The following is a 24,657-nucleotide window of genomic DNA, read 5'->3' on the forward strand; positions in this document are numbered from 1 at the left end:
ACTTTATCCGTTACACAGATAAGGCAAAAAAAGATGCCGTCTGAAACGGCATCCTTGATCTGCGAAAGGGCAGTTGGGAATCAAATACCCAATTCCTGAGCCAATGCTTGGGCACGTTTGAGTACATCACCTTCCGCTTCTTCCAGCAATTCCTGCACTGTCTCGGCAGCGGCATCGCGGTCGCCGATTTCGAGATACATTTTGGCAAGGTCGTATTTCGCTTCGGACGGTGCGTCAGAACCCACAGATTCCGAAGTGAAACCGGTATCTGCATTGTTCGGGATATTCTCTTCCGCAAGGGAAATGCTCCAATCTACCGTTTCTTTTTCCCCGTCTTTCAGGAAGTCGGGCAAAGCGTCTGCCTCAGAGGTGTTGGAATCAGGCGTTTCCAAAGTGATTTCCGCTGTTTTTTCCTCAACGGCCGGTGCTTCAGCAGGTTGCAGCAGCGCGGACAAATCGTCGGCAACGGTGTGGAAGTCGGGCGTTTCGGCAACGGTTTCCGCTGCTTTTTCTTCAACAGCCGGTGCTGCAGCAGGTTGCAGCAGTGCGGACAAATCGTCTGCGGCGGTGTGGAAGTCGGGCGTTTCGGCAACAGTTTCCGTTACATTTTTCTCAACAGCTGGTGCTTCAGCAGGCTGAAGCAATGCGGACAAATCGTCTGCGGTGGCGTTGAAATCAGGTATTTCGGCAATGGCTTCTGCTGCGGTTTCCCCAACATCAGGCGTTTCAAACGGTTGCAGCAGCGCGGACAAATCGTCGGCAACGGTGTGGAAGTCGGGCGTTTCGGCAACAGTTTCCGTTACATTTTCCTCAACAGCCGGTGCTTCAGAAGGCTGAAGCAATGCGGACAAATCGTCTGCGGTGGCGTTGAAATCGGGCGTTTCAGGCGCAGTTTCCGCGACGGCATCGGTTTCGTACACTTTCAGGAAATCGTGCAACTCTTCCGGTGTTTGGACTTCGGCAACTGTTTTTTCCAAGATGGTTTCGGGCGAGGAAGCCTTCAGGAAGCCTGCCAGTCCGGAGGGTGCGGCAGGTTTTGAGGAAGCTGTTTCTTTTGTGTCGATATGGTTGTTTGGGAACAGGTTGTTGTAGAAATCGGTATCGACGGTTTCCGGTTTGTTTTCGGCAGTTTGGGCGACAGATTCCGGTTTGGGCGTGTCGATGACGATTTTGACAGGGTTGTACGGGTTGAAGGTCTCGGGCTCGTACACGCTGTCTGTGGATTCGATTTTGTTCCAATCGGCATCCGCGCGTTTTTGGGTTTCTTCATCCTGCGTAAGTGCGCCGGACAAAATGCCGTTTTGCGCGGCTGCCAGGCTGTCGAAATCCAAGTCGATGCGGTTGGAAGGCGTATCGGTTTCGACATCGAACGTTTGTTTTGCCGATAACTCTTCTTCAGATTCCCCATCTAAGGCAAGTGTGTCGTTTACATCGTTTTTCGGAGCGGGTTCGGGCGTTGCCGGAGTTTCGACTTCGGCAAAGGTAATTTCTATGCCGTCGTCTGCCGCGTCGTCAAGGTCAAGCTCTTCTTCAGGGACGGATTCTTCGGTACGGCGCGCGCGTTTGGTTCGGGCAAGGCGCAAAAGCAGTAGCAGGGCAATCAATGCCGCGCCTCCGCCGGCAAGCAGCAAGGTGTACGAACCGCCGAACAGACCGTCAAGCAGTCCGCTTTCGGTTTCTTCTTCGGCAGGAACTTGTTCGACAGGTTCGGCAACGGGTTCGGCAGCAACTTCACTGGCTGTTTCCGCAACAGGTTCGGAAACGGCGTTGCCGATTTCGTCGGTCGGCGTGTCGATGGCAGAAGCGGCGGCTTCTTGGGGGGCGGATTCGGCAGCAGTTTCCGATGCGGCAGTATTTGCAGCGGGTACAGGTTCGGGTTGGCGTTCTGTCGCCGAAGCCGGAGTTTCGGACACTGCGGGTTTGGGTTCGGGTCGAACGGCTGGTTTTTCCGCTTTTGCTTCGGGCGCGGCAACTTTTGCTTCAGGTTTTTCAACCGGTTTTTCGACAGGTTTCTCTACCGGTTTCTCTACCATTGCCTGTTTGGACGGTTCAGACGGCATGGATGCGGTTTCGGCTTTGGGTTTCGCCGTTTGCGGCTTGGGTTGTTCCGCTTTGATTTTTTTGGGTGCTGCCGCTTTGATCCTGTTCAGATTCGGAATGTGAAGCACGCTGCCCGCACGCAGTTTGCCGTGAGCGGAAACATTTGGGTTTGCCTTCAGTAGCGCATCGGCAACCTGTTCGAGCGTCAGATGTTTCGGACGGAGGGCGGCGGCAACCTGTTTGAGCGTTTCGCCTTTGCGGACGGCATAGGTTTTGCCGTTGCGCGCCGGTTTGCCGTGTTGCGCCCCGGCTTTGCCCGACGCATCGGCGGCATCTTTCTTGCCGGCCTTGCGGGGTGCTTTGGCACTTTGGTTTTCTGCCGGCGCTGCTGCCGCGCCGTTGTTTGAAAAGGCGGGTCCGGCTTTGGGCGAATAGCCTGCGGGGTCGAGGATGGCGGTGTATTCGCGTACCTGCGCGCCCGTGCCGACGCGGAATACCAAGACGGGGTCGCGGACTGCGTGTGCGGAGGAAACGGTAATGACGGCCTTATCCCCGAGCTTGCGGACTTTGGCGGTCAGGCTTTTTTCGGAAACGGTAACGCTGCCGCCGCCTAGCAGGGCTTTGGCTTCTTCGCCGGTTATGGTAATGCTGCCGGAAAAAGGTTCGTCAAGGTTGGAACGGACATCCAGCCCGCTGAGCCCCGCGTGCGCCTGTAAGGATGCGGCAAGTGCGACGGAGGCGGCAATCAGTTTGATTCGTCTGTTGTTTTTCAAGATGTATCCCCTGTGGTTCGGCGGCGGGATGCGACCCTGCCGCGTACAGTCTGTAAATTTCGTCATCAGGCATCGGCAATACGGACGATAGGGTGCGGATAGGCAGAGGCCCGGCCGAAGCTGTATTTTAAAGCCAATTTTACAAATTATGTCATATCTTCATCTTTTTTCAAAAACATCTGTGCATATTTGCATCGTCCAAAATAAAATTTGTCGGTTTTGCAGGTGCAAAAACAGGGTTCTGCCTGTATGATTAGCGATTATTTGATTTGCTTTATCATTTGGATATGAAATTCGTCAGCGACCTTTTTTCCGTCATCCTGTTTTTCGCCACTTATACCGTTACCAAAAATATGATTGCCGCTACGGCGGTCGCATTGGTTGCCGGTGTGGTTCAGGCGGCTTTTCTGTATTGGAAATATAAAAAGCTGGATACGATGCAGTGGGTCGGACTGGTGCTGATTGTCGTATTCGGCGGCGCAACCATTGTTTTGGGCGACAGCCGCTTCATCATGTGGAAGCCGACAGTATTGTTCTGGTGCGGGGCGTTATTCCTGCTGGGCAGCCACCTTGCGGGTAAAAACGGCTTGAAGGCGAGTATCGGTAGGGAGATTCAGCTTCCAGATGCCGTATGGGCGAAATTGACGTATATGTGGGTCGGTTTTCTGATTTTTATGGGTATTGCCAACTGGTTTGTGTTTACCCGGTTTGAAGCGCAATGGGTTAACTATAAGATGTTCGGTTCGACTGCGCTGATGCTTGTTTTCTTTATTATTCAGGGTATTTATCTGAGTACCTATCTGAAAAAGGAGGATTGACTGTGGAATATTTTATGTTGCTGGCAACAGACGGGGAGAATGTGCATGAAGCGCGTATGGCGGCACGTCCCGAACACCTCAAACGGCTGGAAACGCTGAAATCGGAAGGCCGGCTGCTGACGGCGGGTCCAAACCCGTTGCCGGACAATCCCGAACGCGTTTCAGGCAGCCTGATTGTGGCGCAGTTCGAGTCTTTGGATGCGGCGCAGGCTTGGGCGGAGGACGATCCTTATGTCCATGCCGGCGTGTATAGCGAAGTGCTGATCAAGCCGTTTAAAGCGGTGTTCAAATAATGCCGGCTGTCGATTTGATCCGCGAACGCCTGCAGACGCTCGATCCTTTGGTATTGGAAATCGGCGATGAGGGCCATCTGCACAAAGGACACGCGGGCAATACCGGCGGCGGGCATTATACCGTTTTGGTCGTCAGCGGCCGTTTTGAAGGCGTAAGCCGTCTGAACCGCCAGAAAACGGTCAAATCGCTGCTCAAAGATTTGTTTTCAGACGGCATCATCCACGCGCTCGGCATCCGGGCGGCCGCCCCTGACGAGTATTTCCATACGGCGGACTGAATGAAGTCTGCCCGAACATTTCAATTTAAAATTTAAAGAGAGAAGATTATGAAAGCAAAAATCCTGACTTCCGTTGCACTGCTTGCCTGTTCCGGCAGCCTGTTTGCCCAAACGCTGGCAACCGTCAACGGTCAGAAAATCGACAGTTCCGTCATTGACGCACAGGTTGCCGCATTCCGTGCGGAAAACAGCCGTGCCGAAGACACGCCGCAACTGCGCCAATCCCTGCTGGAAAACGAAGTGGTCAACACCGTGGTCGCGCAGGAAGTCAAACGTTTGAAACTCGACCAGTCGGCAGAGTTTAAAGACGCGCTTGCCAAATTGCGTGCCGAAGCGAAAAAGTCGGGCGACGACAAGAAACCGTCCTTCAAAACCCTCTGGTCGGCTCTAGAATACGAATTGAACGGCAGGGCATACGCGCTGCACGTTGCGAAAACCCAACCGGTTTCCGAGCAGGAAGTAAAAACCGCATATGATAATATCAGCGGTTTTTACAAAGGTACGCAGGAAGTTCAGTTGGGTGAAATCCTGACTGACAAGGAAGAAAATGCGAAAAAAGCGGTTGCCGATCTGAAGGCGAAAAAAGGTTTCGATGCTGTTTTGAAACAATATTCCCTCAACGACCATACCAAACAGACCGGCGCGCCGGTTGGATATGTGCCGCTGAAAGATTTGGAACAGGGTGTTCCGCCGCTTTATCAGGCAATTAAGGACTTGAAAAAAGGCGAATTTACGGCAACGCCGCTGAAAAACGGCGATTTCTACGGCGTTTATTATGTCAACGACCGCCGCGATGTGAAAGTGCCTTCTTTTGAGGAAATGAAGGAACAGATTGCCGGCAACCTTCAGGCGGAACGGATTGACCGTGCCGTCGGTGCGCTGTTGGGCAAGGCAGACATCAAACCTGCAAAATAATCTGAAAACGGGATACGGAGGCAAAACGTTCAGACAGGCGTTTTGCCGCCGCACAGGACAGGGAATACCATGAAACAGAAAAAAACCGCTGCCGCAGTTATTGCTGCAATGTTGGCAGGTTTTGCGGCAGCCAAAGCACCCGAAATCGACCCGGCTTTGGTGGATATGCTGGTGGCGCAGATCATGCAGCAGGCAGACCGGCATGCGGAGCAGACCCAAAAACCGGACGGACAGGCTGTCCGAAACGATGCCGTCCGCCGGCTGCAAACTTTGGAAGTTTTGAAAAACAGGGCATTGAAGGAAGGTTTGGATAAGGATAAGGATGTCCAAAACCGCTTTAAAATCACCGAAGCGTCTTTTTATGCCGAGGAGTACGTCCGTTTTCTGGAACGTTCGGAAACGGTTTCCGAAGACGAGCTGCACAAGTTTTACGAACAGCAAATCCGTATGATCAAATTGCAGCAGGTCAACTTTGCCACTGAAGAAGAGGCGCGTCAGGCGCAGCAGCTTCTGCTGAAGGGCTTGTCTTTTGAAGGATTAATGAAACGTTATCCGAACAACGAGCAGGCGTTTGACGGTTTCATTATGGCGCAGCAGCTTCCCGAGCCGCTGGCTTCCCGGTTTGCCGCGATGAATCGGGGCGACGTTACCCGCAATCCGGTCAAATTGGGCGAACGCTATTATCTGTTCAAACTCAGCGAGGTTGGGAAAAACCCCGACGCGCAACCTTTCGAGTTGGTCAGAAACCAATTGGAGCAGGGTTTGAGACAAGAAAAAGCCCGCTTGAAAATCGATGCCCTTTTGGAAGAAAACGGTGTCAAACCGTAATGGCATTTCCGATACCGATGCCGTCTGAAGCCTTTTCAGACGGCATTGCACGTTCAGGTAAGGAGGACGGCTTATGCGTGCGGTCATACAGAAAACGACGGGTGCGAAGGTAGATGTCGTGTCTGAAAACGGCACGGAAACCTGCGGCAAAATTGACGGCGGGTTTGTCGTGTTGCTCGGTGTAACACATGATGATACCGAGAAAGATGCGCAATATATTGCCGACAAAATTGCCCATTTGCGCGTGTTTGAAGACGAAGCGGGCAAGCTGAACCTGTCTTTGAAAGATGTCGGCGGCTCCGTGCTGCTGGTGTCGCAGTTTACGCTTTATGCCGATGCGGCAAGCGGGCGGCGGCCTTCGTTTTCGCAAGCCGCACCTGCAGAACAGGCGCAGCAGCTTTACCTGCGAACGGCGGAACTGTTGCGCGGACACGGAATTCATGTCGAAACAGGGCGTTTCCGCACGCATATGCAGATGTCGCTCTGCAACGACGGGCCGGTAACCATACTGCTGGACTCTTTCATGACGCGGATTTCCCCAAAAATGAAGGTTGTTCCGGATTGAAATTGAATCCGCAATGATGAAATATCGACAATGAACGACAACACGCAAACCCTTCCTCCCCGCCGCCTGTCCGTCGCCCCGATGTTGGACTGGACGGACAGGCACTACCGTTATATGGCGCGCCAGATTACCCGCAATACTTGGCTGTATAGCGAAATGGTCAACGCCGGTGCGATTGTTTACGGCGACAAAGACCGCTTTTTGATGTTCAACGAAGGCGAGCAGCCCGTCGCCCTGCAACTGGGCGGCAGCGACCCGTCCGATTTGGCGAAAGCCGCCAAAGCCGCCGAGGCATACGGTTACAACGAGGTCAACCTCAACTGCGGCTGCCCCAGTCCGCGCGTGCAGAAAGGTTCGTTCGGCGCGTGTCTGATGAACGAAGTCGGGCTGGTTGCCGACTGCCTTAACGCGATGCAGGACGCGGTCGGTATTCCCGTTACCGTCAAACACCGCATCGGCGTGGACAGGCAGACCGAATACCAAACCGTTGCCGATTTCGTCGGCACGCTGCGCGACAAAACCGCCTGCAAAACCTTTATTGTCCACGCCCGCAACGCCTGGCTGGACGGTCTTTCCCCCAAAGAAAACCGCGACGTTCCGCCCTTGAAATACGATTATGTTTACCGCCTGAAGCAGGAGTTTCCCGAGCTGGAAATCATCATCAACGGCGGCATTACCACCAACGAAGCAATCGCCGGACACCTGCAACACGTTGACGGCGTGATGGTCGGACGCGAGGCGTACCACAACCCGATGGTGATGCGCGAATGGGACAGATTGTTTTACGGCGACACCCGCAGCCCGATTGAATACGCCGATTTGGTGCAGCGTCTCTACACATACAGCCAAGCCCAAATCCAAGCCGGACGCGGCACAATCTTGCGCCACATCGTCCGCCACAGCCTCGGACTGATGCACGGTTTGAAAGGCGCGCGGACTTGGCGGCGTATGCTTTCCGATGCAACGCTCTTGAAAGACAACGACGGCGGCCTGATTCTCGAAGCGTGGAAAGAAGTCGAACGGGCAAATATGCGCGAATAGGGCGGGGCTGTATGTGTGAAATGCCGTCTGAAGGTTTCAGACGGCATTTGTGCGTTTGTCGGGCGGTGTTTAGGGGGCGGTAATGGCGTGTTTCGGCACTTTGCCCATATCCCAGTGTGCCACCGCCCAGTCGAGCAGTTCGGCAGGGCGGTCGGTTTCCGGTGCTTCGGGCAGCTTGAGGTAACGGAACACTTGGCGGAGAAGTTGTTCGCGGCGGTTTAAATCCAATACGGGGGCGAGCGTCTGTTTCGACCATTTCTGCCCTTGTGCGTTGGTCAGGAGCGGCAGGTGGGCATATTGCGGTGTCGGAACGCCCAAACACTGCTGCAAATAGATTTGGCGCGGCGTGGAAACGAGCAGGTCTTGTCCGCGGACGATGTGGGTAACGCCCTGTTCGGCATCGTCGGCAACGACGGCGAGCTGGTATGCCCAGTAACCGTCTGCACGAAGCAGGACGAAATCGCCGATGTCGCGGGCGAGGTTTTGGGCGTAACCGCCGACGATGCCGTCTGAAAAACCGATAACGCGGTCGGGGACGCGGATGCGCCACGCCGGATATTTGCCTTGCAGTGCAGGGCGTTGGCCGGGGTGGCGGCAACGTCCGTTATAGACGAACCCGTCTGCGCCCCGCCTTGCCCCGGCCTGCCAGTCTTTGCGGCTGCAATGGCAGGGATAGACCAGTCCGGCGGTTTGCAGACGGCATAGTGTTTCTTCATACAGGGCGTAACGGCGGCTCTGATAGGCGACTTCTCCGTCCCACTCGAATCCGAATGCCTCAAGCGTGTGCAGGATATGGCTTGCCGCCCCCGGCATTTCGCGCGGCGGATCGAGGTCTTCCATGCGGACCAGCCATTTGCCGCCGTTTGAGCGTGCATCGGCATAGGAAGCGACGGCGGTCAGCAGCGAGCCGATGTGGAGCAGCCCGGTCGGGCTGGGGGCGAAACGTCCTGTGTACATATCCGGTACAGCCCCTTTATTTAAGACTATTAATCAAAGCCATTATCTCATCTTTATTCAGTTCCATCCCTGGCTCTTCAAGCAAGGTTAAATCATATAGAGCATTATATTGCTCTTCGGTAGCTGAATCATCCATAAGAGCAGGCGAGAAAAAATCAAAGGCTCTATCTGCAATTCTCTCATTACTTGCATTTCTACTAACCAGTTTCGTCAATTCTGTATATTTTGAAAAGTTTATGGAAAAATAAAACAGCGAAAAAGTTTTGGTTTCGCTGTTTTTGATTTAATTAGCACTGATAATCTTCAAATTCCCACGAAAAAAAACGAAGTAAATAAGTCAATGACTTTTCCCAAGTTTCTTTTGAACATTCTTTAAGAATTTTCTCAATTTCCGATTTAATAACAGAATGATTAAATTCATTCATAATCATCATACCCGCTCCCCATTTAACCCTTTGATTTTGGAAACAATTATGCAAAATCCATTTAGGAGAGCATATGCGAACAGAAAATATATCTGCAGCATCACTATCATCAGTTCCTATGTCTAAATCAATTCCCACACAAAAATTGTCTTTGATTTCGGGAACGAAATCTTCAAAGGCACAATCGTAAAGATTGATGGCTTTCAATTCTAGGTTAATCATTTTATATTCAATAGTATGGGGAGGTACCGGATCCTTAAAAATTAGATCTGAATAAATTTCATCGGGTGAAATGATTTCGAGTGCTTTTGCCATGATTCTATTTCCTTTTGTGTTGGTGGGTAATGTCGTGCATTAACTTCTTGTTGATTAATATTTTTAGGGTGAATCCTTGATATGCCGCACTGTGTCCGGTCAAAAGGGCGATGCCGTCTGAAAGCCTTTCAGACGGCATCGGGGGGAATGCCTAAGCCAAAGGAGCGAGCAGTTTTTCAAACGCTTCTTCAAACTGTTTTAAACCGTCTTCCTGCAAACGCGCCGCCAAGGTTTCGACATCTATACCGAGTGCGGCAATTTCAGCGAGCTGCGCTTGTGCTTCTTCTACACCTTCGGTCAGCGTGGCTTTGGCTGTGCCGTGGTCGATAAAGGCTTTGAGTGTGGCATCGGGAACGGTGTTGACGGTGTGCGCGCCGATTAGGCTGTCAACGTAGAGCGTGTCGGGATAGGCTGGGTTTTTCACGCCGGTAGATGCCCATAAAAGCTGCACGCGGTTTGCGCCTTGGGCTTCCAGTGCGGCAAATTCGGGGGCGGTGAAATATTGTTCCCAATCTTGATAGGCGGCTTTGGCAAGGGCGATGGCGATTTTGCCTTTGAGGTGGTCGGGCAGTGTTGTGTCCAGTGCGCCGTCCACGCGGGAGATGAAGAAGCTGGCGACGACGTGGATATGGGCAACGCTTTGTCCAGCTGCTAAGCGTTTGGCGATGCCGCGCGCGTAGGCGGCGTAGGCTTTGAGGGTTTGGGCGCGTGAGAACAGCAGGGTCAGGTTCACGCTGATGCCGTCTGAAACGAGGGTTTCGAGCGCATCGATGCCTGCGTCGGTGGCAGGCACTTTAATCATCGCGTTTTTGCACCCGATGGCAGCGTAGAGGCGGCGCGCTTCTCCAACCGTGCCTTGCGCGTCTTTGGCAAGCTCGGGGGAAACTTCGAGGCTGACGAAACCGGTTTTGCCGCCGGTGGATTCGTGTTCGGCAAGGCAAACGTCGCAGGCTGCCCGTACGTCGGCAACCGCCATGGTTTCGTAGCGTTGTTTGGGGCTGAGGTTTTGCTGCTTGAGGGCGGCAATTTCATCGGCGTAAAGCGCGTCGCCGGCGAAGGCTTTTTGGAAGATGGCGGGATTGGAAGTTACGCCGCACACGCCTTGTTTCAGCATTTGCGCCAATTCGCCGCTTTGCACGAGCGAGCGGGAAAGGTTGTCCAGCCAGATTTGTTGTCCTAATGCTTTAACGTCCGATAAAATAGTCATTTCTGATTCCTTTGGATGGATGTGTATGTTTCAAAGGCTTATGCTACCCCGATTCGGAAATTTTGGGTAGTTTTATTACAGCAAAGGCGGATGGCAATGGCAGAAAACGGAAAATATCTCGACTGGGCACGCGAAGTGTTGCACACCGAAGCGGAAGGCTTGCGCGAAATTGCGGCGGAATTGGACGAAAACTTCGCCCTTGCGGCGGATGCATTGCTGCACTGCACGGGCAGGATCGTCATCACGGGTATGGGCAAGTCGGGACACGTCGGGCGCAAAATCGCGGCAACGATGGCCTCGACCGGCACACCCGCGTTTTTCGTCCACCCCGCCGAAGCGGCACACGGCGATTTGGGGATGATTGTGGACAACGACGTGGTCGTCGCCATTTCCAATTCCGGCGAAAGCGACGAAATCACCGCCATCATCCCCGCGCTCAAACGCAAAAACATCACGCTTGTCTGCATCACCGCCCGCCCCGGTTCGACCATGGCGCGCTATGCCGATATCCACATCACCGCATCGGTTTCGCAAGAAGCCTGCCCGCTGGGGCTTGCCCCGACCAGCAGCACCACCGCCGTGATGGCGTTGGGCGACGCGTTGGCGGTCGTCCTGCTGCGCGCCCGCGCGTTCACGCCCGACGACTTCGCCTTGAGCCACCCTGCCGGCAGCCTCGGCAAACGCCTGCTTTTGCGCGTTGCCGACATTATGCACAAAGGCGGCGGACTGCCCGCCGTCCGACTCGGAACGCCTTTAAAAGAAGCCATCGTCAGTATGAGCGAAAAAGGGCTGGGGATGCTGGCGGTAACGGACGGGCAAGGCCGTCTGAAAGGCGTATTCACCGACGGTGATTTGCGCCGCCTGTTCCAACGGCGCGACAGCCTTGCCGGCCTTCAGGTGGAGGAAATGATGCATACGCAGCCCAAAACCATCGCCGCCGGATGCCTTGCCGCCGAAGCGTTGAAAGTGATGCAGGCAAACCACATCAACGGTCTTTTGGTAACCGATGCAGACGGCGTGCTGATCGGCGCGCTGAATATGCACGACCTTTTGGCGGCACGGATTGTATAAGGTGGCGCAGCCGTTTCAGACGGCATTTGTGGTAAGATATGCCGTCTGAAAACAAGGAAATCCCATGCAGGCAATTTCTCCCGAATTACAGGCGCGCGCCGCCAAAATCAAACTGCTGATCTTGGATGTGGACGGTGTTTTGACCGACGGGCGCATCTTTATCCGCGATAACGGCGAAGAAATCAAATCGTTTCACACACTGGACGGACACGGTCTGAAAATGCTTCAGGCAAGCGGCGTGCAGACTGCGATTATCACAGGTCGGGACGCGCCCTCCGTCGGTATCCGCGTCAAACAGTTGGGCATAAATTACTACTTCAAAGGCATTTCGGACAAACGCGCCGCGTATGAAGAGCTGCGCGTGCAGGCAGGCGTGGAAGAAACCGAGTGTGCCTTTGTCGGCGACGACGTGGTCGATTTGCCGGTGATGGTGCGCTGCGGATTGCCGGTTGCCGTCCCCGACGCGCATTGGTTTACGCTGCAACACGCCACCTATATTGCCAAACGTTCGGGCGGCGCGGGTGCGGTGCGCGAAGTGTGCGACCTGATTATGCGCGCGAAAGGTACGCTGGGCGCGGCTTTGAACGAGTACATCAAATGAAAGTAAGATGGCGGTACGGAATTGCGTTCCCATTGATATTGGCGGTTGCCTTGGGCGGTCTGTCGGCATGGTTGGGTCGTATCAGCGAAGTCGAAATCGAGGAAGTCAGGCTCAATCCCAACGAACCCCAATACACAATGGACGGCTTGGACGGCAGGCGGTTTGACGAACAGGGATACTTGAAAGAACATTTGAGCTCAAAGGGCGCGAAACAGTTTCCGGAAAGCAGCGATATACATTTCGAGTCGCCGCACCTTTCCTTCTTCCAAGAAGGCAGGCTGTTGTACGAAGTCGGCAGCGACGAAGCCGTTTACCATACCGAAACCAAACAAGTTCTCTTTAAAAACCATGTCGTCCTGAACAAAACCGGCGACGGCAGGCGGCAGGCGGGTGCGGTAAAAACCGACAAGCTTCATGTTGATACCGAATCGCAATATGCCCAAACCGATACGCCTGTCAGTTTCCAATATGGTGTATCGCACGGGCAGGCGGGCGGCATGACTTACGACCACAAAACAGGCCTGTTGAACTTCTCATCTAAAGTGAAAGCCACGATTTATGATACAAAAAATATGTAAAATTTTTGTTTTAATAGCATTTTTTTCGGCATCCCCCGCTTTTGCCCTTCAGAGCGACAGCAGGCAGCCTATTCAGATTGAGGCCGATCAAGGTTCGCTCGATCAAGCCAACCAAAGCACCACATTCAGCGGAAACGTCGTCATCAGACAGGGGACGCTCAATATTTCCGCCGCCCGCGTCAACGTAACGCGTAATGGCAAAGGCGAACAGTTTATGAAGGCCGACGGCTCGCCCGTACGTTTCAGCCAAACGTTGGACGGGGGCAAAGGGACGGTGCGCGGTCAGGCAAACAACGTTGCTTATTCGTCTGCAGGCAGCACCGTAGTCTTAACCGGTAATGCCAAAGTACAGCGAGGCGGCGATGTCGCCGAAGGCGCGGTGATTACCTACAACACCAAAACCGAAGTCTATACCATCAGCGGCAGCACAAAATCCGGCGCAAAATCCGCTTCCAAATCCGGCAGGGTCAGCGTCATCATCCAGCCTTCGAGTACGCAAAAATCCGAATAATCTCAAAATGCCGTCTGAAACATAAACCCGGTTCGGACGGCATATGCCGACCGAAGATATTGAAGAGATATTTATGAGCGCAAACGTCAGCCGCCTTGTTGTTCAAAACCTGCAAAAAAGTTTTAAAAAACGCCAAGTCGTTAAAAGCTTCTCCCTCGAAATCGAAAGCGGCGAAGTCATCGGACTGCTCGGGCCCAACGGCGCGGGTAAAACCACCAGTTTCTACATGATAGTCGGACTCATCGCCGCCGACGCAGGCAGCGTAACCCTAGACGGGCAGGAATTGCGCCACCTGCCCATACACGAACGCGCCCGCCTGGGTGTCGGCTACCTGCCGCAGGAAGCCTCGATTTTCCGCAAAATGACCGTCGAACAAAACATCCGCGCCATTTTAGAAATCAGTACCAAAGACAAAAGCCGCATCGACGACGAAGTTGAAAAACTGCTTGCCGACCTGAATATCGAGCGTTTGCGCAATAATCCTGCCCCATCTTTGTCGGGCGGCGAACGCCGACGCGTCGAAATTGCCCGCGTACTTGCCATGAAACCGCATTTTATTTTGCTGGACGAGCCTTTTGCCGGCGTCGATCCCATCGCCGTCATCGACATCCAGAAAATCATCGGATTTCTCAAGTCGCGCGGTATCGGCGTATTGATTACCGACCACAACGTACGCGAAACCCTCAGCATCTGCGATCGGGCCTACATTATTTCAGACGGCACGGTGTTGGCATCGGGAAAACCTGATGATTTGGTCGGAAACGAACAGGTTCGTTCTGTTTATCTGGGTGAGAACTTCAAATATTGAAGCGTTTTGCCGTCTGAAAAGCAGAACATCGCCGAACAAACGGCAAAAAACCGATTTGCACTATTTTTCTGTGAAATTAATTTAAACTTAAAACATCGACTTAGTCGGTTGGGTAAAAAATATCGACAAATCCGCTTGCGTGTTGTCCCGAAGTTTGGTTTAATACGCATCTCTTAACGAGACAGACAAAGGCCAGATAGCTCAGTTGGTAGAGCAACGGATTGAAAATCCGTGTGTCGGCGGTTCGATTCCGCCTCTGGCCACCAAAAAACCGCTGATGAGCGGTTATTTTTTTGCCTGCCGTTTTTGGGAAGTTGTCCGTGTCGGACACGTTTTGTGTCTGACCATTATGTAGAAGGACAAAAGCGATAATGACCGCCCCGTTGCGTTTTGGAGAAGAGGGTAGGGTAAAGGCAGAAAGCACATGCCGTCTGAATGATATTTCAGACGGCATTTTATATTGCGGCGGCACTCAGTCCGTGTCGTCTTCAGGCAATTCTGCCGAACCCATGCGTTTGAGCACGATATTGGTTTTGTTGCGCAGCCGTTTGCTTTTCGGATGGTCGGCGTAGTAGAGCGGGGCGGGGACGCGTGCCGTCAGTTTCGCCGCCTGCTGTTTGCTCAGTTTGGCGGCGGGTATCTTATAAAAATACCGGGACGCGGCTTCCGCACCAAACACCCCGTAGTGCCACTCGATTGAATTCAGATACAGTTCGAAAATCCTGTCTTTGTCGGTAACAGCTTCCATCATCGCCGTAATGGCTGCCTCTTCCCCTTTGCGCAGATAGCTGCGGCTTTCGTTGAGGAAGAGGTTTTTGGCAAGCTGCTGGCTGATGGTCGATCCGCCCGCCTTCACTTCGCCGCTGTTCCGGTTGCGTCTGATAGCGTTTTGAATGCCGCCCCAATCGAAGCCGCCGTGTCCGGCAAAATGGGCATCTTCGGAAGCAATCAGGGCTTTTTTCAGGTTGGTGGAAATGCGGTCGTAGGGAACCCAACGGTAATCCAGGGCGATATTGCGTCCTTCTTGTTCAAACTGCTTCATCCGCATCGACATAAAGGCGGTTTTGCTGGGCGCGACGGCACGGTAGGTGATGATGTTGCCGTACACATAGGCATTGAAAAAGATAAAGATGCCGATGGGCAGGGCAATCAGCCATTTGATGATGCGGAACATGGTTACAGGGCTTTCATGTATTCGATAACAGGGCGGATATCGGGCGTAAATCCGCGCCAGAGGGAGTAGGAAGCGGCAGCCTGACCGACCAGCATGCCCAGGCCGTCTGAAACTTCGGCCGCGCCGTTGCTTTGGGCAAAGTTCAAAAACGCCTGCGCCGCGTCGCCGTAAACCATATCGTAGGCAAGGCGGCAGTTGCGGAAAATTTCAGGGCTGACGGCAGGAAGCTGACCGCTCAAGCCGCCGGACGTGCCGTTGATGATGATATCAAAACCGCCGTTTAAATCCGCCATCGGGACGGCTTCAATGCCGAAAAGCTGCGCCAATTCATCGGCTTTGGCGTGGGTACGGTTGGCAATGACGATACGGGCAGGGCGGTGTTCTTTCAAAACCGGAATCACGCCGCGCACCGCGCCGCCCGCGCCCAAAAGCAAAATGGTTTTGCCCTCAATGGCAATGTTTTTGACCTGCGTGATGTCGTTGACCAAACCGATACCGTCGGTGTTGTCGCCACGCAGCTTGCCGTTTTTCAACAGAATCAGCGTATTGACCGCCCCGGCAGCCAAAGCGCGGTCGGAATGTTCGTCCGCCAGCGCAAAAGCTTCTTGTTTGAACGGTACGGTAACGTTTGCCCCGCAACCGCCTGTTTCAAAAAATGTCGAAACCGCCTGAGCGAAACCGCCGATGTCGGCGCAAATGCGTCCGTATTCGATGTCAACGCCTTCCTGAAGGGCAAATTGCCGATGAATCTGCGGAGATTTACTGTGTGCAACGGGGTTGCCGAAAACGGCGTAACGGGGGAGGGCGGTCATGGTCGTGTTCCAAAAGACGGGAAGGCTATTTTATAACGGCGGCGTACAGATGGAAACGATGCCGTCTGAAACGGTTGTCAGGCGGTACGGTTTTTCCCTGTATAAGCTGGGGAGAAATCCGGACATGATATGCAATTTTATCCATATTGTTGACAATCTTGTCGTCTGAAACTATATTTTACAGCTTGGAATTTGACGCAGGGCGAGTTTCAGACGGCATGGACGTGGTAGAATCGTGCCGACTTTGCGTCAAGCCGCCGCGTTCCGCATATTTTGCTATTTCCCTTTTCCAGGAGCTGAAAAATGTCTATTAAAAACGTCGTAAAATTGATTGAAGAAAGCGAAGCCCGCTTTGTCGATTTGCGCTTTACCGATACCAAAGGCAAGCAGCACCACTTTACCGTGCCTGCGCGCATCGTGTTGGAAGACCCCGAAGAGTGGTTTGAAAACGGTCAGGCGTTTGACGGTTCGTCCATCGGCGGCTGGAAAGGCATTCAGGCTTCCGATATGCAGCTGCGTCCCGATGCGTCCACAGCCTTCGTCGATCCTTTTTATGATGATGTTACCGTCGTTATTACCTGCGACGTCATCGACCCTGCCGACGGTCAGGGTTACGACCGCGACCCGCGCTCCATTGCACGCCGAGCCGAAGCCTATTTGAAATCTTCCGGCATCGGCGACACCGCCTATTTCGGCCCCGAACCCGAATTCTTCGTCTTCGACGGCGTAGAGTTTGAAACCGACATGCACAAAACCCGTTACGAAATCACTTCCGAAAGCGGCGCGTGGGCAAGCGGCCTGCATATGGACGGTCAAAACACCGGCCACCGCCCTGCCGTCAAAGGCGGTTACGCGCCCGTTGCGCCGATTGACTGCGGTCAGGATTTGCGTTCGGCGATGGTGAACATTTTGGAAGGACTCGGCATCGAAGTCGAAGTGCACCACAGCGAAGTCGGTACCGGCAGCCAAATGGAAATCGGCACGAAGTTCAGCACGCTGGTCAAACGCGCCGACCAAACCCAAGATATGAAATACGTTATCCAAAACGTCGCCCATAACTTCGGCAAAACAGCCACCTTCATGCCCAAACCCATTATGGGCGACAACGGCAGCGGTATGCACGTCCACCAATCCATCTGGAAAGACGGTCAAAACCTGTTCGCAGGCGACGGCTATGCCGGCTTGAGCGACACTGCGCTCTACTACATTGGCGGCATCATCAAACACGCCAAAGCCCTGAACGCGATTACCAATCCGTCCACCAACTCCTACAAACGCCTCGTGCCGCACTTTGAAGCTCCGACCAAACTGGCATATTCCGCCAAAAACCGTTCCGCTTCCATCCGCATCCCGTCCGTGAACAGCAGCAAGGCGCGCCGCATCGAAGCGCGTTTCCCCGACCCGACCGCCAACCCGTACTTGGCGTTCGCCGCCCTGCTGATGGCGGGTTTGGACGGTATTCAAAACAAAATCCATCCGGGTGACCCAGCCGATAAAAACCTCTACGACCTGCCGCCGGAAGAAGACGCACTCGTCCCGACCGTCTGCGCCTCTTTGGAAGAAGCACTCGCCGCCCTCAAAGCCGACCACGAATTCCTGCTGCGCGGCGACGTGTTCAGCAAAGACTGGATCGACAGCTACATCGCCTTTAAAGAGGAAGATGTCCGCCGCATCCGCATGGCACCGCATCCGCTGGAATTTGAAATGTATTACAGCCTGTAAGCACGTCGGGTTTTCAGAAAAGCAATGCCGTCTGAACACAGTTTCAGACGGCATTTTGCATTGGAACGGCAAAACGGCGGAGCAGGGGCGGTGTTTTTCAGCGGTTGGGCGATATTTGCTACAATAGGCTTTTATTTCTTGGCTGTTTGAACCATGACTGTATCGAAATCAGGTTTTATCGGGCAAATCTTTTCCCGCAATATGCTTGTCTGTATTTTTACGGGGTTTACCTCGGGGCTGCCGCTGTACTTTCTGATTAACCTGATTCCGGCATGGTTGCGCAGCGAGCAGGTGGATTTGATTATCATCGGGCTGATGGCGCTGATCGGTCTGCCGTTTACTTGGAAATTTTTGTGGTCTCCGCTGATGGACGCGGTCAGGGTTCCCATTTTGGGCCGGCGGCGCGGGTGGATGCTGTTGACGCAGGCAGGGTTGCTGGTGGCTTTGGCGGCTTATGCCTTTTTAAACCCCCAGAATCATCTGCCGTTGATTGCCGGCTTGTCGGTGCTTGTCGCGTTTTTTGCCGCCAGTCAGGATATTGTATTGGATGCGTTCAGGCGCGAGATTTTGTCGGACGAAGAATTGGGTTTGGGCAACTCGGTTCACGTGAACGCCTATCGGGTTGCCGCCCTGATTCCCGGTTCATTGAGTTTGGTGCTGGCAGACAGGATGCCGTGGTCAGAAGTATTTGTTATCACTTCATTATTTATGCTGCCCGGTCTTCTGATGACGCTGTTTCTTGCGCGCGAACCTGTGTTGCCGCCTTCCGTTCCTAAAACGTTGAAGCAGACCGTGGTAGAGCCGTTTAAAGAATTTTTTACGCGCAAGGGCATCGCTTCGGCGGTATGCGTGCTGCTGTTTATCTTCCTTTACAAACTCGGCGACAGTATGGCAACCGCGTTGGCAACGCCGTTTTATCTGGATATGGGTTTCAGCAAGACCGACATCGGTTTGATTGCGAAAAATGCAGGACTGTGGCCGGCAGTGGCGGCAGGTATCTTGGGCGGCGTGTGGATGCTGAAAATCGGCGTAAATAAAGCCTTGTGGCTATTCGGCGCGGTGCAGGCAATAACGGTTTTGGGGTTTGTATGGCTGGCAGGGTTCGGACATTTCGACACGGTCGGCACAGGCGAAAGGCTGATGCTGGCGGCAGTTATCGGCGCAGAGGCAGTCGGCGTGGGTTTGGGGACGGCAGCGTTTGTATCGTATATGGCGCGCGAGACCAATCCCGCATTTACGGCAACGCAGCTTGCGCTGTTTACCAGTCTGTCCGCCGTGCCGCGCACGGTCATCAATTCCTTTGCCGGTTATCTGATCGAATGGCTCGGTTATGTGCCGTTTTTCCGGCTGTGTTTCGTACTTGCCCTGCCGGGTATGCTGCTGCTGCTGAAAGTTGCGCCTTGGAACGGGGAGAAAACCCAGGATGCAGGCAGATGAACGCGTCAAACTGGAGCGTTTACCTGATATTGTGTGAAAACAGCGCGTTCTATTGCGGCATCAGCCCGAATCCGCAACAGCGGCTTGCCGCCCACGCTTCCGGAAAAGGCGCGAAATATACCCGCGTATTCAAACCGGTGGCGATGCGTATCGTTGCAGGCGGCATGGATAAAGGCATGGCACTCAGGCAGGAAATCGCCGTCAAAAAACTGACCGCCGCACAAAAACGGAAATTGTGGGAGCAGGCAGAAAAAATGCCGTCTGAAACCTGACGGTTCAGGTTCGGACGGTATGGTTACAGCAGTTGGCAACAATCAGGACAAAGCAGGGCAGGCGACGCTGTCGTTTTTGATAAAGACAATAGGTTTGTAACGGCAATGAAGATAAGTGGAAAACAGCGCGAGCATTATTTGAATACGGATTATCTGCAATGAAAAGAACGGTTTTTTCCAAGATGGCGCAAGATTTCTTCGACGGGAAAACGGATGCCGAAACGTTTTACAACCGGTTTATGGACGATTGGATTGCCAACAGTAGCAAGCCGGATGACGTGCGTGTGCCTGTTCCCTATATCGAACAGTCTTTGAGTTTGGCTATCGACAGTTATTGTCCTGTGGAGTTTCGGGATGATATGCAGCCGTATGATTATGATGAAGAGCAGTTGAAGCGGGTTGTCGGTATTTATCTGCAAACCGATGATGTGGATGAGGCTTATCGGATGATGAGGCGGCAGGGTTTGATTTGATGGCTTGATGCCGTCTGAACTTGGTTTCAGACGGCATTTTTATTGCCCTTTGTTTGGAAAAACGGGGCGTTTTGCGGCGGATGCCGCTTTTTTTTACGGAGTTTTGAAAAAGGAAAACCGATGTTTCAACACACAGGACGGCACATAAAGCGTCGCCCTATGAAAGTGAAGGCATATATCAGTATTTTTTATACGCCAACAGAAAAGAATACGATGAACTGTTTGTTGGATTTGTATTGATTAATCAGTATATTTTTTATGCCGAGGTATTTTCCCTTATCGGTATCCCTTCTTTTATGAGGATGCCTGCCGCTCATATAAAGAACGGGGAAGACCCGATGGGAAAATATGATACAGCTTTCGATATCGCACAATATGCCAACTTATTTGTTTGTTTTATTGGGCAGCAAAAAGGGAATTTTTTGTGTTCAAAACTTTCGACTCCGCTTAAAGTCTTTCAGGATAAGGCTTGCAGGGGTTTCTAGCCCCTTTTTTGTCCTATATGCCGCTTATTCAATATTTAAAAGATATAATGGGGAATAGTGGATTATTCTCATCCCATGCTACCTCATAATCAACAAATATATTTTTTAATGTTTTAATGAAAGGAATGTTTAATTCAAATTTCTTTCCATTCCACTCTTCAAACGCCTCTGGAATATATTCCTTTATTAAATCTATCCCTTTTTTTGTTAATACAATTTCCCCCTGATACCACACCTCATTATCATTATTAAAAGGACTTTGTTTTGCTAAATTATGGCAAAAGTCTAAAATATCATTTTTCGTTTCAAAGTTGATAGGTTCAAGAGTTGCTAATTGACATATTAATAATCTATATATGAATTCAACTGCAAATTGCCAATCTTTGTTTCCTTGACCATGCGATGCAAAATGCATTGGAAAATAACCATCTAATGCTAAATACTCAAATTCGCATTGAATATTTTCTGCTGTCTCTAAATTCATTAAAACATCCTTATCTAGCAGGGAATTTAAATTTTAACTCTGTTGGCTTGCCTTTTAAATTAATATTTAAGTTATTTAATGTGTATTTCCGTTTTTTGGATTGTGGTTCTTAATTTGTAGCGAATCGGATTCGGCATATACGGCATTGCAAAAAGCGTCTGACTCTCCAATGCCGTCTGAAAAAATGCCGTCTGAAAACCGGTTTCAGACGGCATTTGCGTTCAGTAAGAAAGGTCGCGCTTGTCGCCCGAACGTCTCGCCGCAGCCTCTGCATAACGGCTCACCTCTTTTTCCAAATTTTCCAAGTTCAAAGGAAAATCAGGCAGTCTGTCTCCCTGTTTCTCTTCGCGGATAATCCGCCCGCCATCCAAATACCACGTCTGTTGCGCATGATAGGTCTGTATATCCGCCGTTACGCCATCCGCTTTCAATGCTACCGTCGAAGATTGTGCAATAAAAAGATTTCCGTTTTTCAAATAATATTCGAAACTCTGGCGTTTTTTTCCATTGTCGAAACTCCAATAGACTTTTTGCGGCAGACCGTCCGCATCATAGCCGACCACAAGACTGTTCGCCTTCATTCCCCGGGGCATCAATTCCTGCATATTCTGATAAAACACATAATCGCGCGAGTCCGACGCAATCCGGTTGCTCTCTTCGCGGAAGTCCCAAACCTTCTGCTCATCATTCGCGACATCTCGGTATTTCGCCAAATATACCTGAGCCATTTGATAACACCCGAGACAATGCTCATAAACATCTTCCCCGATTTTCCCGCGCCCCGCCGCATCAAATACCGAACCGTCCGGTTGCCAAATAACCCGATATTCTCCTGTCGTTTCATAATTTTCCCCGTGAACCGTTCCGCCGTACACATTTACAGAAAACGGACGATCGTTCCGATACAGATATTCGGCATTAACAAACGCTTCCGGCGAGCGTTGCAAAAGCGAAACCGCAACCAAACCGCCCTCGCCGATATAGTAATCCAGCCAAACCTCTTCCCCATGTTCCTGCTCCGTTACGTGAAACCATTTCGCCTTTTCTTTCAAACGACTGAGCCGGATAGCGAGCGCGAGATAATCCTTCTCCGACTGCAACGGACCGTCATCCGCAGTTTCGGCAAGATTTTCCTCCGTCCTTATCGATTCCTTCACGATGACAACCGCCCTGTCGGCATTTCGGAACAGGCGGGCAAGTTTCGCCACAAAAGTATTCGGATTTTCAGGTATTTCAGTTGCCGTATCGCTCAAAAACCAACGCGGATTAATCTCATAGGCAATACCCTTCCCCAGCCAAAAGGCAAATACAAGTGCAAAAAATGACAACAATACCGGTTTGAATTTTTTAAACATATTTATTTTTCGTTTAACAGGATATATCGATTATATCAGGCGAGCTTTGATTGTTTGATTTTTAATCTAATCTACGGTTGCTGCCGTACTTTAAAAACCCCTATGCAGGCTGCGGCTTGTTACTCTTGTTTGCTTCGATTCAAATTTTTGACTAATTCAAATGCTTCGGATTGATATTGCCTTTGCCATTTTTCCCAATCTAACGGTTTTCCCGAGCGTTCCCAATCTTCTAAAACCGATATTTTGAACGTTTCCATTTCCCACCAATATTCGGCATATAAACGTGATTGATTGGGAATATCGGCTTCTGCCCAATCGGCAAAATGTAAAAAATGAGAAATATCGCAAACTATATTATTTTCAGGAACTTCTTCGGCAAATAGATTCTTGACTAACTGTAACGCTTCGGTCTGATATTTTTCTGTCCATTTCTCCCATTTTTTAGGCTTTCCCGATATTTCCCAATCTTCCAATGCGGAAGCATTCAAGACTTCCAATTCCCACCAGCAATCGTAATAACGGGAGGATTGGTTGGGAATTTTATTTTCTACTTCGGAAACAAATTGGGTAAAACTAAAAATATCCTTAACGATTTTTTCAAATCTATTTTCCATAGGTTGCCGCCCCCTCCAAATTGCGTGCCAACAACTTCGGCAAAATCAAGCCGGCAAGCCCCGGCATCCTGTGCCAATCGGAGAAAATGCCGTCTGAACGCCGAATACCGCTTCAGACGGCATTTGCCAGATTTGACCTTGCCGGTGCTTACGGACGCTTTTTAAATATAAAGAAGGAAATATCGTCTAATGCATCCTCGGCAAAACCTTGCAAATCCGGATTGCCTTGTTTTGAGCGCAATAAAGCAATCACTTTATCGCAATCGCCGATATTTTCATGCATCCTGGCAAGATGTCCGAAACAGGTTAATGACAATCTGGCAATATCCAAGTCTTTATGCTTCGACAACTCCGTCAATTTCTCGGAAATCCAAGGGATTTCATCCTCCTCCGAGCTGAAGGTCATACCGAGCATACCGTCAATAACACTCTGTTTATTTTCAGAATAAATCATCTTTTCTACTTGATTCTTATCAGCCATCATTTTTTGTCCATTTAATCAGTTGTTTGTATCAAATTGCCATTATTTACTTTCCAATTTACTTTATAACTATCTTCATAATAATCTAATTCAAAAAAACCTGATATTTCAATATCCAATTCCATTATTGTTTTAATACATTTTTCAAAATAAATAATGAAATAAGATTTTACGCATGCACCAAAAAAAATATAGCTGCTCCAATTAAAACTATTTGTCGGGAAAACCCACCCGTTTTTATATATTTTTGCAGATTCTTTCTCTTCGATATTGAAGGGGCAATTATTCCAAAAATTATTGATATTTTCTTGGATGATTTTTATATCATCGTCAGAGCATTCAATCCATCCTTTTATGGAAACATATGATGTCATGTTTAATCTCCTAAACCTGTTTTAACAATGCCGCCTTTTGATTCAATATATGACTTAACTTGTGAATGAACACCGTGCCTGTTCCGTACAGCAAGCACAGGTTGGATTAAGATTCGACAATCTGTTTGGATTGACAGAAAGGTCGTCTGAAAAATCGATTACGGTTTCAGACGACCTTTTGTTGTTGAGTTTTCAACCCAACCTATGCCTGCCATTAATGTTATTCATCGTAGTAAGGTTCTGTTGAATAATTGTCTTTGCCCCCGGCAATGATAGTAACAATTTTCCCTTTTGCTTCCCAAGCTTGTACTCCTATTTCATCAAACTCATAGACATATGTCGGATAAGATTCATTTGATAAATAATATTTATCAACACCGTATGATTTAGGGTGATGGAAAAGCTGTTTAAAATCTTCAAAATTCAGACCTATTATATTAACGCCCATAAAATATAGCTCCTGATAACAAAATATCGAAATAATTTTGTTTTTCTTGACGGCAATTAGTAAATTTGAGTCGGGAGATTCATAATATTCTGTTCTAAACTCATCAGGAGGTTCATACATAAAAGTTTCCAGTATGTTTTTGTACTGTGTTATATCCGCACCAAAACGGAATATTCCTACAGAAGTAAAAGGTAAAAATTCGGGAGTTTTAACGACCGCGTCGACCATGCTCTTCTCCTTTTGCTTTTCGATTGGCATTTTTTGCAATATTTCTGATTGTTTTCTCAATCTTTAAGCGTTCATTTTTGTGCATTCCGGGAATAATTTTATTTTTTAATTCAGCAATTCTTGATTCCGCTGATATTTGACTTCGACCGCCGTCTCCATGTTTTTCATTCTTGGAGCTTCCTGTTCTTTTAGGCGGACACGCATTATGAACCCAAACCCCTTCCGTTTCCGCCTGACTGCCCTTGACGAAGTAAGTATGCCAATCGGCAACGGT

Annotated in this window: 32 protein-coding genes, 1 tRNA gene and 2 pseudogenes; 18 read left to right on the forward strand and 17 right to left on the reverse strand. The window is 50.7% G+C overall.

The window, feature by feature from the left end:
• Nucleotides 1–80: 80 nt before the first annotated feature.
• On the reverse strand, nt 81–2,813 hold the full coding sequence (locus Q3O12_RS10495) for a motility hub landmark protein FimV (protein ID WP_301670352.1): 2,733 nt from the start codon (nt 2,811–2,813) through the stop codon (nt 81–83).
• A 287-nt stretch (nt 2,814–3,100) separates the two neighbouring features.
• Between Q3O12_RS10495 and Q3O12_RS10500 the strand changes: the two genes are divergently transcribed.
• The 7 genes from Q3O12_RS10500 (at nt 3,101) to dusA (ending at nt 7,551) form a co-directional block, all read left to right on the forward strand.
• Entirely contained in the window at nt 3,101–3,631 is a 531-nt protein-coding gene (locus tag Q3O12_RS10500; protein ID WP_107862914.1) for a septation protein A, read from the forward strand.
• Between the two features lie 2 nt (nt 3,632–3,633).
• Nucleotides 3,634–3,924, forward strand: coding sequence for a YciI family protein (locus Q3O12_RS10505; RefSeq protein WP_025458291.1), 291 nt, complete (start codon nt 3,634–3,636; stop codon nt 3,922–3,924).
• Nucleotides 3,924–4,202 (forward strand): BolA family protein, encoded by a 279-nt coding sequence (locus tag Q3O12_RS10510; RefSeq protein WP_301670353.1) that lies wholly within the window; start codon nt 3,924–3,926, stop codon nt 4,200–4,202. The genes Q3O12_RS10505 and Q3O12_RS10510 overlap by 1 nt, the downstream gene beginning before the upstream one ends.
• Before the next feature lie 48 nt (nt 4,203–4,250).
• On the forward strand, nt 4,251–5,117 hold the full coding sequence (locus Q3O12_RS10515; protein WP_301670354.1) for a peptidyl-prolyl cis-trans isomerase: 867 nt from the start codon (nt 4,251–4,253) through the stop codon (nt 5,115–5,117).
• Between the two features lie 69 nt (nt 5,118–5,186).
• Nucleotides 5,187–5,945 (forward strand): peptidylprolyl isomerase, encoded by a 759-nt coding sequence (locus Q3O12_RS10520; RefSeq protein WP_118997059.1) that lies wholly within the window; start codon nt 5,187–5,189, stop codon nt 5,943–5,945.
• A gap of 73 nt (nt 5,946–6,018) precedes the next feature.
• Nucleotides 6,019–6,510 (forward strand): D-aminoacyl-tRNA deacylase, encoded by a 492-nt coding sequence (gene dtd, locus Q3O12_RS10525; protein WP_301670355.1) that lies wholly within the window; start codon nt 6,019–6,021, stop codon nt 6,508–6,510.
• 30 nt (nt 6,511–6,540) lie between these two features.
• Nucleotides 6,541–7,551: a tRNA dihydrouridine(20/20a) synthase DusA gene (dusA, locus tag Q3O12_RS10530; RefSeq protein WP_301670356.1), complete on the forward strand. Its 1,011-nt coding sequence runs from the start codon at nt 6,541–6,543 to the stop codon at nt 7,549–7,551.
• Nucleotides 7,552–7,620: 69 nt separating this feature from the next.
• Here dusA and gluQRS read toward each other — a convergent pair whose 3' ends face one another.
• The 5 genes from gluQRS to tal all read right to left on the reverse strand — a co-directional run bounded on the left by gluQRS (nt 7,621) and on the right by tal (nt 10,455).
• Complete coding sequence (gluQRS, locus tag Q3O12_RS10535) at nt 7,621–8,508, reverse strand: tRNA glutamyl-Q(34) synthetase GluQRS (protein WP_301670357.1); 888 nt, start codon at nt 8,506–8,508, stop codon at nt 7,621–7,623.
• A gap of 16 nt (nt 8,509–8,524) precedes the next feature.
• On the reverse strand, nt 8,525–8,791 hold the full coding sequence (locus Q3O12_RS10540) for a hypothetical protein (RefSeq protein ID WP_234402970.1): 267 nt from the start codon (nt 8,789–8,791) through the stop codon (nt 8,525–8,527).
• Nucleotides 8,792–8,795: 4 nt separating this feature from the next.
• Entirely contained in the window at nt 8,796–9,155 is a 360-nt protein-coding gene (locus Q3O12_RS10545) for an immunity 8 family protein (RefSeq protein ID WP_002221979.1), read from the reverse strand.
• Between the two features lie 97 nt (nt 9,156–9,252).
• Complete coding sequence (locus Q3O12_RS10550; RefSeq protein ID WP_257392230.1) at nt 9,253–9,387, reverse strand: hypothetical protein; 135 nt, start codon at nt 9,385–9,387, stop codon at nt 9,253–9,255.
• Between the two features lie 12 nt (nt 9,388–9,399).
• Complete coding sequence (gene tal / locus Q3O12_RS10555; protein WP_301670359.1) at nt 9,400–10,455, reverse strand: transaldolase; 1,056 nt, start codon at nt 10,453–10,455, stop codon at nt 9,400–9,402.
• A gap of 96 nt (nt 10,456–10,551) precedes the next feature.
• Between tal and Q3O12_RS10560 the strand changes: the two genes are divergently transcribed.
• The 6 genes from Q3O12_RS10560 (at nt 10,552) to Q3O12_RS10585 (ending at nt 14,290) form a co-directional block, all read left to right on the forward strand.
• Nucleotides 10,552–11,526, forward strand: a complete 975-nt coding sequence (locus Q3O12_RS10560) for a KpsF/GutQ family sugar-phosphate isomerase (RefSeq protein WP_301670360.1) — start codon at nt 10,552–10,554, stop codon at nt 11,524–11,526.
• A 64-nt stretch (nt 11,527–11,590) separates the two neighbouring features.
• Nucleotides 11,591–12,127 carry a KdsC family phosphatase gene (locus Q3O12_RS10565; RefSeq protein ID WP_301670361.1) on the forward strand — a complete coding sequence of 179 codons (537 nt, stop codon included), beginning with the start codon at nt 11,591–11,593 and terminating at the stop codon, nt 12,125–12,127.
• The gene (gene lptC, locus Q3O12_RS10570) at nt 12,124–12,705 is read left to right on the forward strand and encodes an LPS export ABC transporter periplasmic protein LptC (protein WP_301670362.1); all 582 of its coding nucleotides are present in this window, start codon (nt 12,124–12,126) and stop codon (nt 12,703–12,705) included. Before Q3O12_RS10565 ends, lptC begins: the two co-directional genes overlap by 4 nt.
• On the forward strand, nt 12,686–13,216 hold the full coding sequence (gene lptA, locus Q3O12_RS10575) for a lipopolysaccharide transport periplasmic protein LptA (protein ID WP_003676538.1): 531 nt from the start codon (nt 12,686–12,688) through the stop codon (nt 13,214–13,216). The genes lptC and lptA overlap by 20 nt, the downstream gene beginning before the upstream one ends.
• A 73-nt stretch (nt 13,217–13,289) precedes the next feature.
• Complete coding sequence (gene lptB / locus Q3O12_RS10580; RefSeq protein WP_301670383.1) at nt 13,290–14,024, forward strand: LPS export ABC transporter ATP-binding protein; 735 nt, start codon at nt 13,290–13,292, stop codon at nt 14,022–14,024.
• 190 nt (nt 14,025–14,214) lie between these two features.
• Nucleotides 14,215–14,290 (forward strand) — tRNA-Phe (locus Q3O12_RS10585).
• 206 nt (nt 14,291–14,496) lie between these two features.
• Here the strand turns inward: Q3O12_RS10585 and mtgA are convergent.
• Together mtgA and aroE are read right to left on the reverse strand one after the other, a co-directional pair.
• On the reverse strand, nt 14,497–15,198 hold the full coding sequence (mtgA, locus tag Q3O12_RS10590) for a monofunctional biosynthetic peptidoglycan transglycosylase (RefSeq protein ID WP_301670363.1): 702 nt from the start codon (nt 15,196–15,198) through the stop codon (nt 14,497–14,499).
• A 2-nt stretch (nt 15,199–15,200) separates the two neighbouring features.
• Complete coding sequence (gene aroE / locus Q3O12_RS10595) at nt 15,201–16,010, reverse strand: shikimate dehydrogenase (protein ID WP_301670364.1); 810 nt, start codon at nt 16,008–16,010, stop codon at nt 15,201–15,203.
• 303 nt (nt 16,011–16,313) lie between these two features.
• On the opposite strand from aroE, the gene glnA reads away from it, so the two are divergent.
• From glnA to Q3O12_RS10620, 5 genes are all read left to right on the forward strand, one after another.
• Entirely contained in the window at nt 16,314–17,732 is a 1,419-nt protein-coding gene (gene glnA / locus Q3O12_RS10600; protein WP_301670365.1) for a type I glutamate--ammonia ligase, read from the forward strand.
• 24 nt (nt 17,733–17,756) lie between these two features.
• Nucleotides 17,757–17,882, forward strand: coding sequence for a hypothetical protein (locus Q3O12_RS10605; RefSeq protein WP_265412720.1), 126 nt, complete (start codon nt 17,757–17,759; stop codon nt 17,880–17,882).
• Between the two features lie 3 nt (nt 17,883–17,885).
• Nucleotides 17,886–19,169 carry an MFS transporter gene (locus Q3O12_RS10610; RefSeq protein ID WP_116680301.1) on the forward strand — a complete coding sequence of 428 codons (1,284 nt, stop codon included), beginning with the start codon at nt 17,886–17,888 and terminating at the stop codon, nt 19,167–19,169.
• Nucleotides 19,166–19,441, forward strand: a complete 276-nt coding sequence (locus Q3O12_RS10615) for a GIY-YIG nuclease family protein (RefSeq protein WP_116680302.1) — start codon at nt 19,166–19,168, stop codon at nt 19,439–19,441. The genes Q3O12_RS10610 and Q3O12_RS10615 overlap by 4 nt, the downstream gene beginning before the upstream one ends.
• A 158-nt stretch (nt 19,442–19,599) precedes the next feature.
• Nucleotides 19,600–19,914 carry a colicin immunity domain-containing protein gene (locus Q3O12_RS10620; RefSeq protein ID WP_301670366.1) on the forward strand — a complete coding sequence of 105 codons (315 nt, stop codon included), beginning with the start codon at nt 19,600–19,602 and terminating at the stop codon, nt 19,912–19,914.
• Nucleotides 19,915–20,427: 513 nt separating this feature from the next.
• Here the strand turns inward: Q3O12_RS10620 and Q3O12_RS10625 are convergent.
• The 9 genes and pseudogenes from Q3O12_RS10625 to Q3O12_RS10900 all read right to left on the reverse strand — a co-directional run.
• Complete coding sequence (locus tag Q3O12_RS10625) at nt 20,428–20,883, reverse strand: hypothetical protein (protein WP_301670367.1); 456 nt, start codon at nt 20,881–20,883, stop codon at nt 20,428–20,430.
• Nucleotides 20,884–20,954: 71 nt separating this feature from the next.
• Nucleotides 20,955–21,098, reverse strand: coding sequence for a hypothetical protein (locus Q3O12_RS10630; RefSeq protein WP_301670368.1), 144 nt, complete (start codon nt 21,096–21,098; stop codon nt 20,955–20,957).
• A 6-nt stretch (nt 21,099–21,104) separates the two neighbouring features.
• On the reverse strand, nt 21,105–22,238 hold the full coding sequence (locus Q3O12_RS10635; protein ID WP_301670369.1) for a hypothetical protein: 1,134 nt from the start codon (nt 22,236–22,238) through the stop codon (nt 21,105–21,107).
• Between the two features lie 119 nt (nt 22,239–22,357).
• The gene (locus Q3O12_RS10640; protein WP_301670370.1) at nt 22,358–22,852 is read right to left on the reverse strand and encodes a hypothetical protein; all 495 of its coding nucleotides are present in this window, start codon (nt 22,850–22,852) and stop codon (nt 22,358–22,360) included.
• A gap of 148 nt (nt 22,853–23,000) precedes the next feature.
• Entirely contained in the window at nt 23,001–23,336 is a 336-nt protein-coding gene (locus Q3O12_RS10645) for a hypothetical protein (protein WP_301670371.1), read from the reverse strand.
• An 11-nt stretch (nt 23,337–23,347) separates the two neighbouring features.
• Nucleotides 23,348–23,707, reverse strand: a complete 360-nt coding sequence (locus tag Q3O12_RS10650; protein ID WP_301670372.1) for a hypothetical protein — start codon at nt 23,705–23,707, stop codon at nt 23,348–23,350.
• A 2-nt stretch (nt 23,708–23,709) separates the two neighbouring features.
• A pseudogene (locus Q3O12_RS10895) lies at nt 23,710–23,787 on the reverse strand (restriction endonuclease fold toxin); the annotation flags it as partial.
• Nucleotides 23,788–23,927: 140 nt separating this feature from the next.
• Entirely contained in the window at nt 23,928–24,383 is a 456-nt protein-coding gene (locus Q3O12_RS10655; RefSeq protein ID WP_301670373.1) for a hypothetical protein, read from the reverse strand.
• Nucleotides 24,384–24,570: 187 nt separating this feature from the next.
• Nucleotides 24,571–24,657: pseudogene (locus Q3O12_RS10900) on the reverse strand (polymorphic toxin-type HINT domain-containing protein); the annotation flags it as partial.

The organism is Neisseria benedictiae (assembly GCF_958267435.1).
GTDB lineage: Bacteria > Pseudomonadota > Gammaproteobacteria > Burkholderiales > Neisseriaceae > Neisseria > Neisseria bergeri.

Bases quoted from the DNA above. Each gene is read 5' to 3' on its own strand.
- Q3O12_RS10500 (WP_107862914.1), top strand. From the start codon at position 3,101: ATGAAATTCGTCAGCGACCTTTTTTCCGTCATCCTGTTTTTCGCCACT.
- Q3O12_RS10510 (WP_301670353.1), top strand. From the start codon at position 3,924: ATGCCGGCTGTCGATTTGATCCGCGAACGCCTGCAGACGCTCGATCCT.
- Q3O12_RS10515 (WP_301670354.1), top strand. From the start codon at position 4,251: ATGAAAGCAAAAATCCTGACTTCCGTTGCACTGCTTGCCTGTTCCGGC.
- Q3O12_RS10520 (WP_118997059.1), top strand. From the start codon at position 5,187: ATGAAACAGAAAAAAACCGCTGCCGCAGTTATTGCTGCAATGTTGGCA.
- dtd (WP_301670355.1), top strand. From the start codon at position 6,019: ATGCGTGCGGTCATACAGAAAACGACGGGTGCGAAGGTAGATGTCGTG.
- dusA (WP_301670356.1), top strand. From the start codon at position 6,541: ATGAACGACAACACGCAAACCCTTCCTCCCCGCCGCCTGTCCGTCGCC.
- gluQRS (WP_301670357.1), bottom strand. From the start codon at position 8,508: ATGTACACAGGACGTTTCGCCCCCAGCCCGACCGGGCTGCTCCACATC.
- Q3O12_RS10545 (WP_002221979.1), bottom strand. From the start codon at position 9,155: ATGATTAACCTAGAATTGAAAGCCATCAATCTTTACGATTGTGCCTTT.
- Q3O12_RS10550 (WP_257392230.1), bottom strand. From the start codon at position 9,387: ATGCCGTCTGAAAGGCTTTCAGACGGCATCGCCCTTTTGACCGGACAC.
- tal (WP_301670359.1), bottom strand. From the start codon at position 10,455: ATGACTATTTTATCGGACGTTAAAGCATTAGGACAACAAATCTGGCTG.
- Q3O12_RS10560 (WP_301670360.1), top strand. From the start codon at position 10,552: ATGGCAGAAAACGGAAAATATCTCGACTGGGCACGCGAAGTGTTGCAC.
- Q3O12_RS10565 (WP_301670361.1), top strand. From the start codon at position 11,591: ATGCAGGCAATTTCTCCCGAATTACAGGCGCGCGCCGCCAAAATCAAA.
- lptC (WP_301670362.1), top strand. From the start codon at position 12,124: ATGAAAGTAAGATGGCGGTACGGAATTGCGTTCCCATTGATATTGGCG.
- lptA (WP_003676538.1), top strand. From the start codon at position 12,686: ATGATACAAAAAATATGTAAAATTTTTGTTTTAATAGCATTTTTTTCG.
- lptB (WP_301670383.1), top strand. From the start codon at position 13,290: ATGAGCGCAAACGTCAGCCGCCTTGTTGTTCAAAACCTGCAAAAAAGT.
- mtgA (WP_301670363.1), bottom strand. From the start codon at position 15,198: ATGTTCCGCATCATCAAATGGCTGATTGCCCTGCCCATCGGCATCTTT.
- aroE (WP_301670364.1), bottom strand. From the start codon at position 16,010: ATGACCGCCCTCCCCCGTTACGCCGTTTTCGGCAACCCCGTTGCACAC.
- glnA (WP_301670365.1), top strand. From the start codon at position 16,314: ATGTCTATTAAAAACGTCGTAAAATTGATTGAAGAAAGCGAAGCCCGC.
- Q3O12_RS10605 (WP_265412720.1), top strand. From the start codon at position 17,757: ATGCCGTCTGAACACAGTTTCAGACGGCATTTTGCATTGGAACGGCAA.
- Q3O12_RS10610 (WP_116680301.1), top strand. From the start codon at position 17,886: ATGACTGTATCGAAATCAGGTTTTATCGGGCAAATCTTTTCCCGCAAT.
- Q3O12_RS10615 (WP_116680302.1), top strand. From the start codon at position 19,166: ATGAACGCGTCAAACTGGAGCGTTTACCTGATATTGTGTGAAAACAGC.
- Q3O12_RS10620 (WP_301670366.1), top strand. From the start codon at position 19,600: ATGAAAAGAACGGTTTTTTCCAAGATGGCGCAAGATTTCTTCGACGGG.
- Q3O12_RS10625 (WP_301670367.1), bottom strand. From the start codon at position 20,883: ATGAATTTAGAGACAGCAGAAAATATTCAATGCGAATTTGAGTATTTA.
- Q3O12_RS10630 (WP_301670368.1), bottom strand. From the start codon at position 21,098: ATGCCGTCTGAAACCGGTTTTCAGACGGCATTTTTTCAGACGGCATTG.
- Q3O12_RS10635 (WP_301670369.1), bottom strand. From the start codon at position 22,238: ATGTTTAAAAAATTCAAACCGGTATTGTTGTCATTTTTTGCACTTGTA.
- Q3O12_RS10640 (WP_301670370.1), bottom strand. From the start codon at position 22,852: ATGGAAAATAGATTTGAAAAAATCGTTAAGGATATTTTTAGTTTTACC.
- Q3O12_RS10645 (WP_301670371.1), bottom strand. From the start codon at position 23,336: ATGATGGCTGATAAGAATCAAGTAGAAAAGATGATTTATTCTGAAAAT.
- Q3O12_RS10650 (WP_301670372.1), bottom strand. From the start codon at position 23,707: ATGACATCATATGTTTCCATAAAAGGATGGATTGAATGCTCTGACGAT.
- Q3O12_RS10655 (WP_301670373.1), bottom strand. From the start codon at position 24,383: ATGGTCGACGCGGTCGTTAAAACTCCCGAATTTTTACCTTTTACTTCT.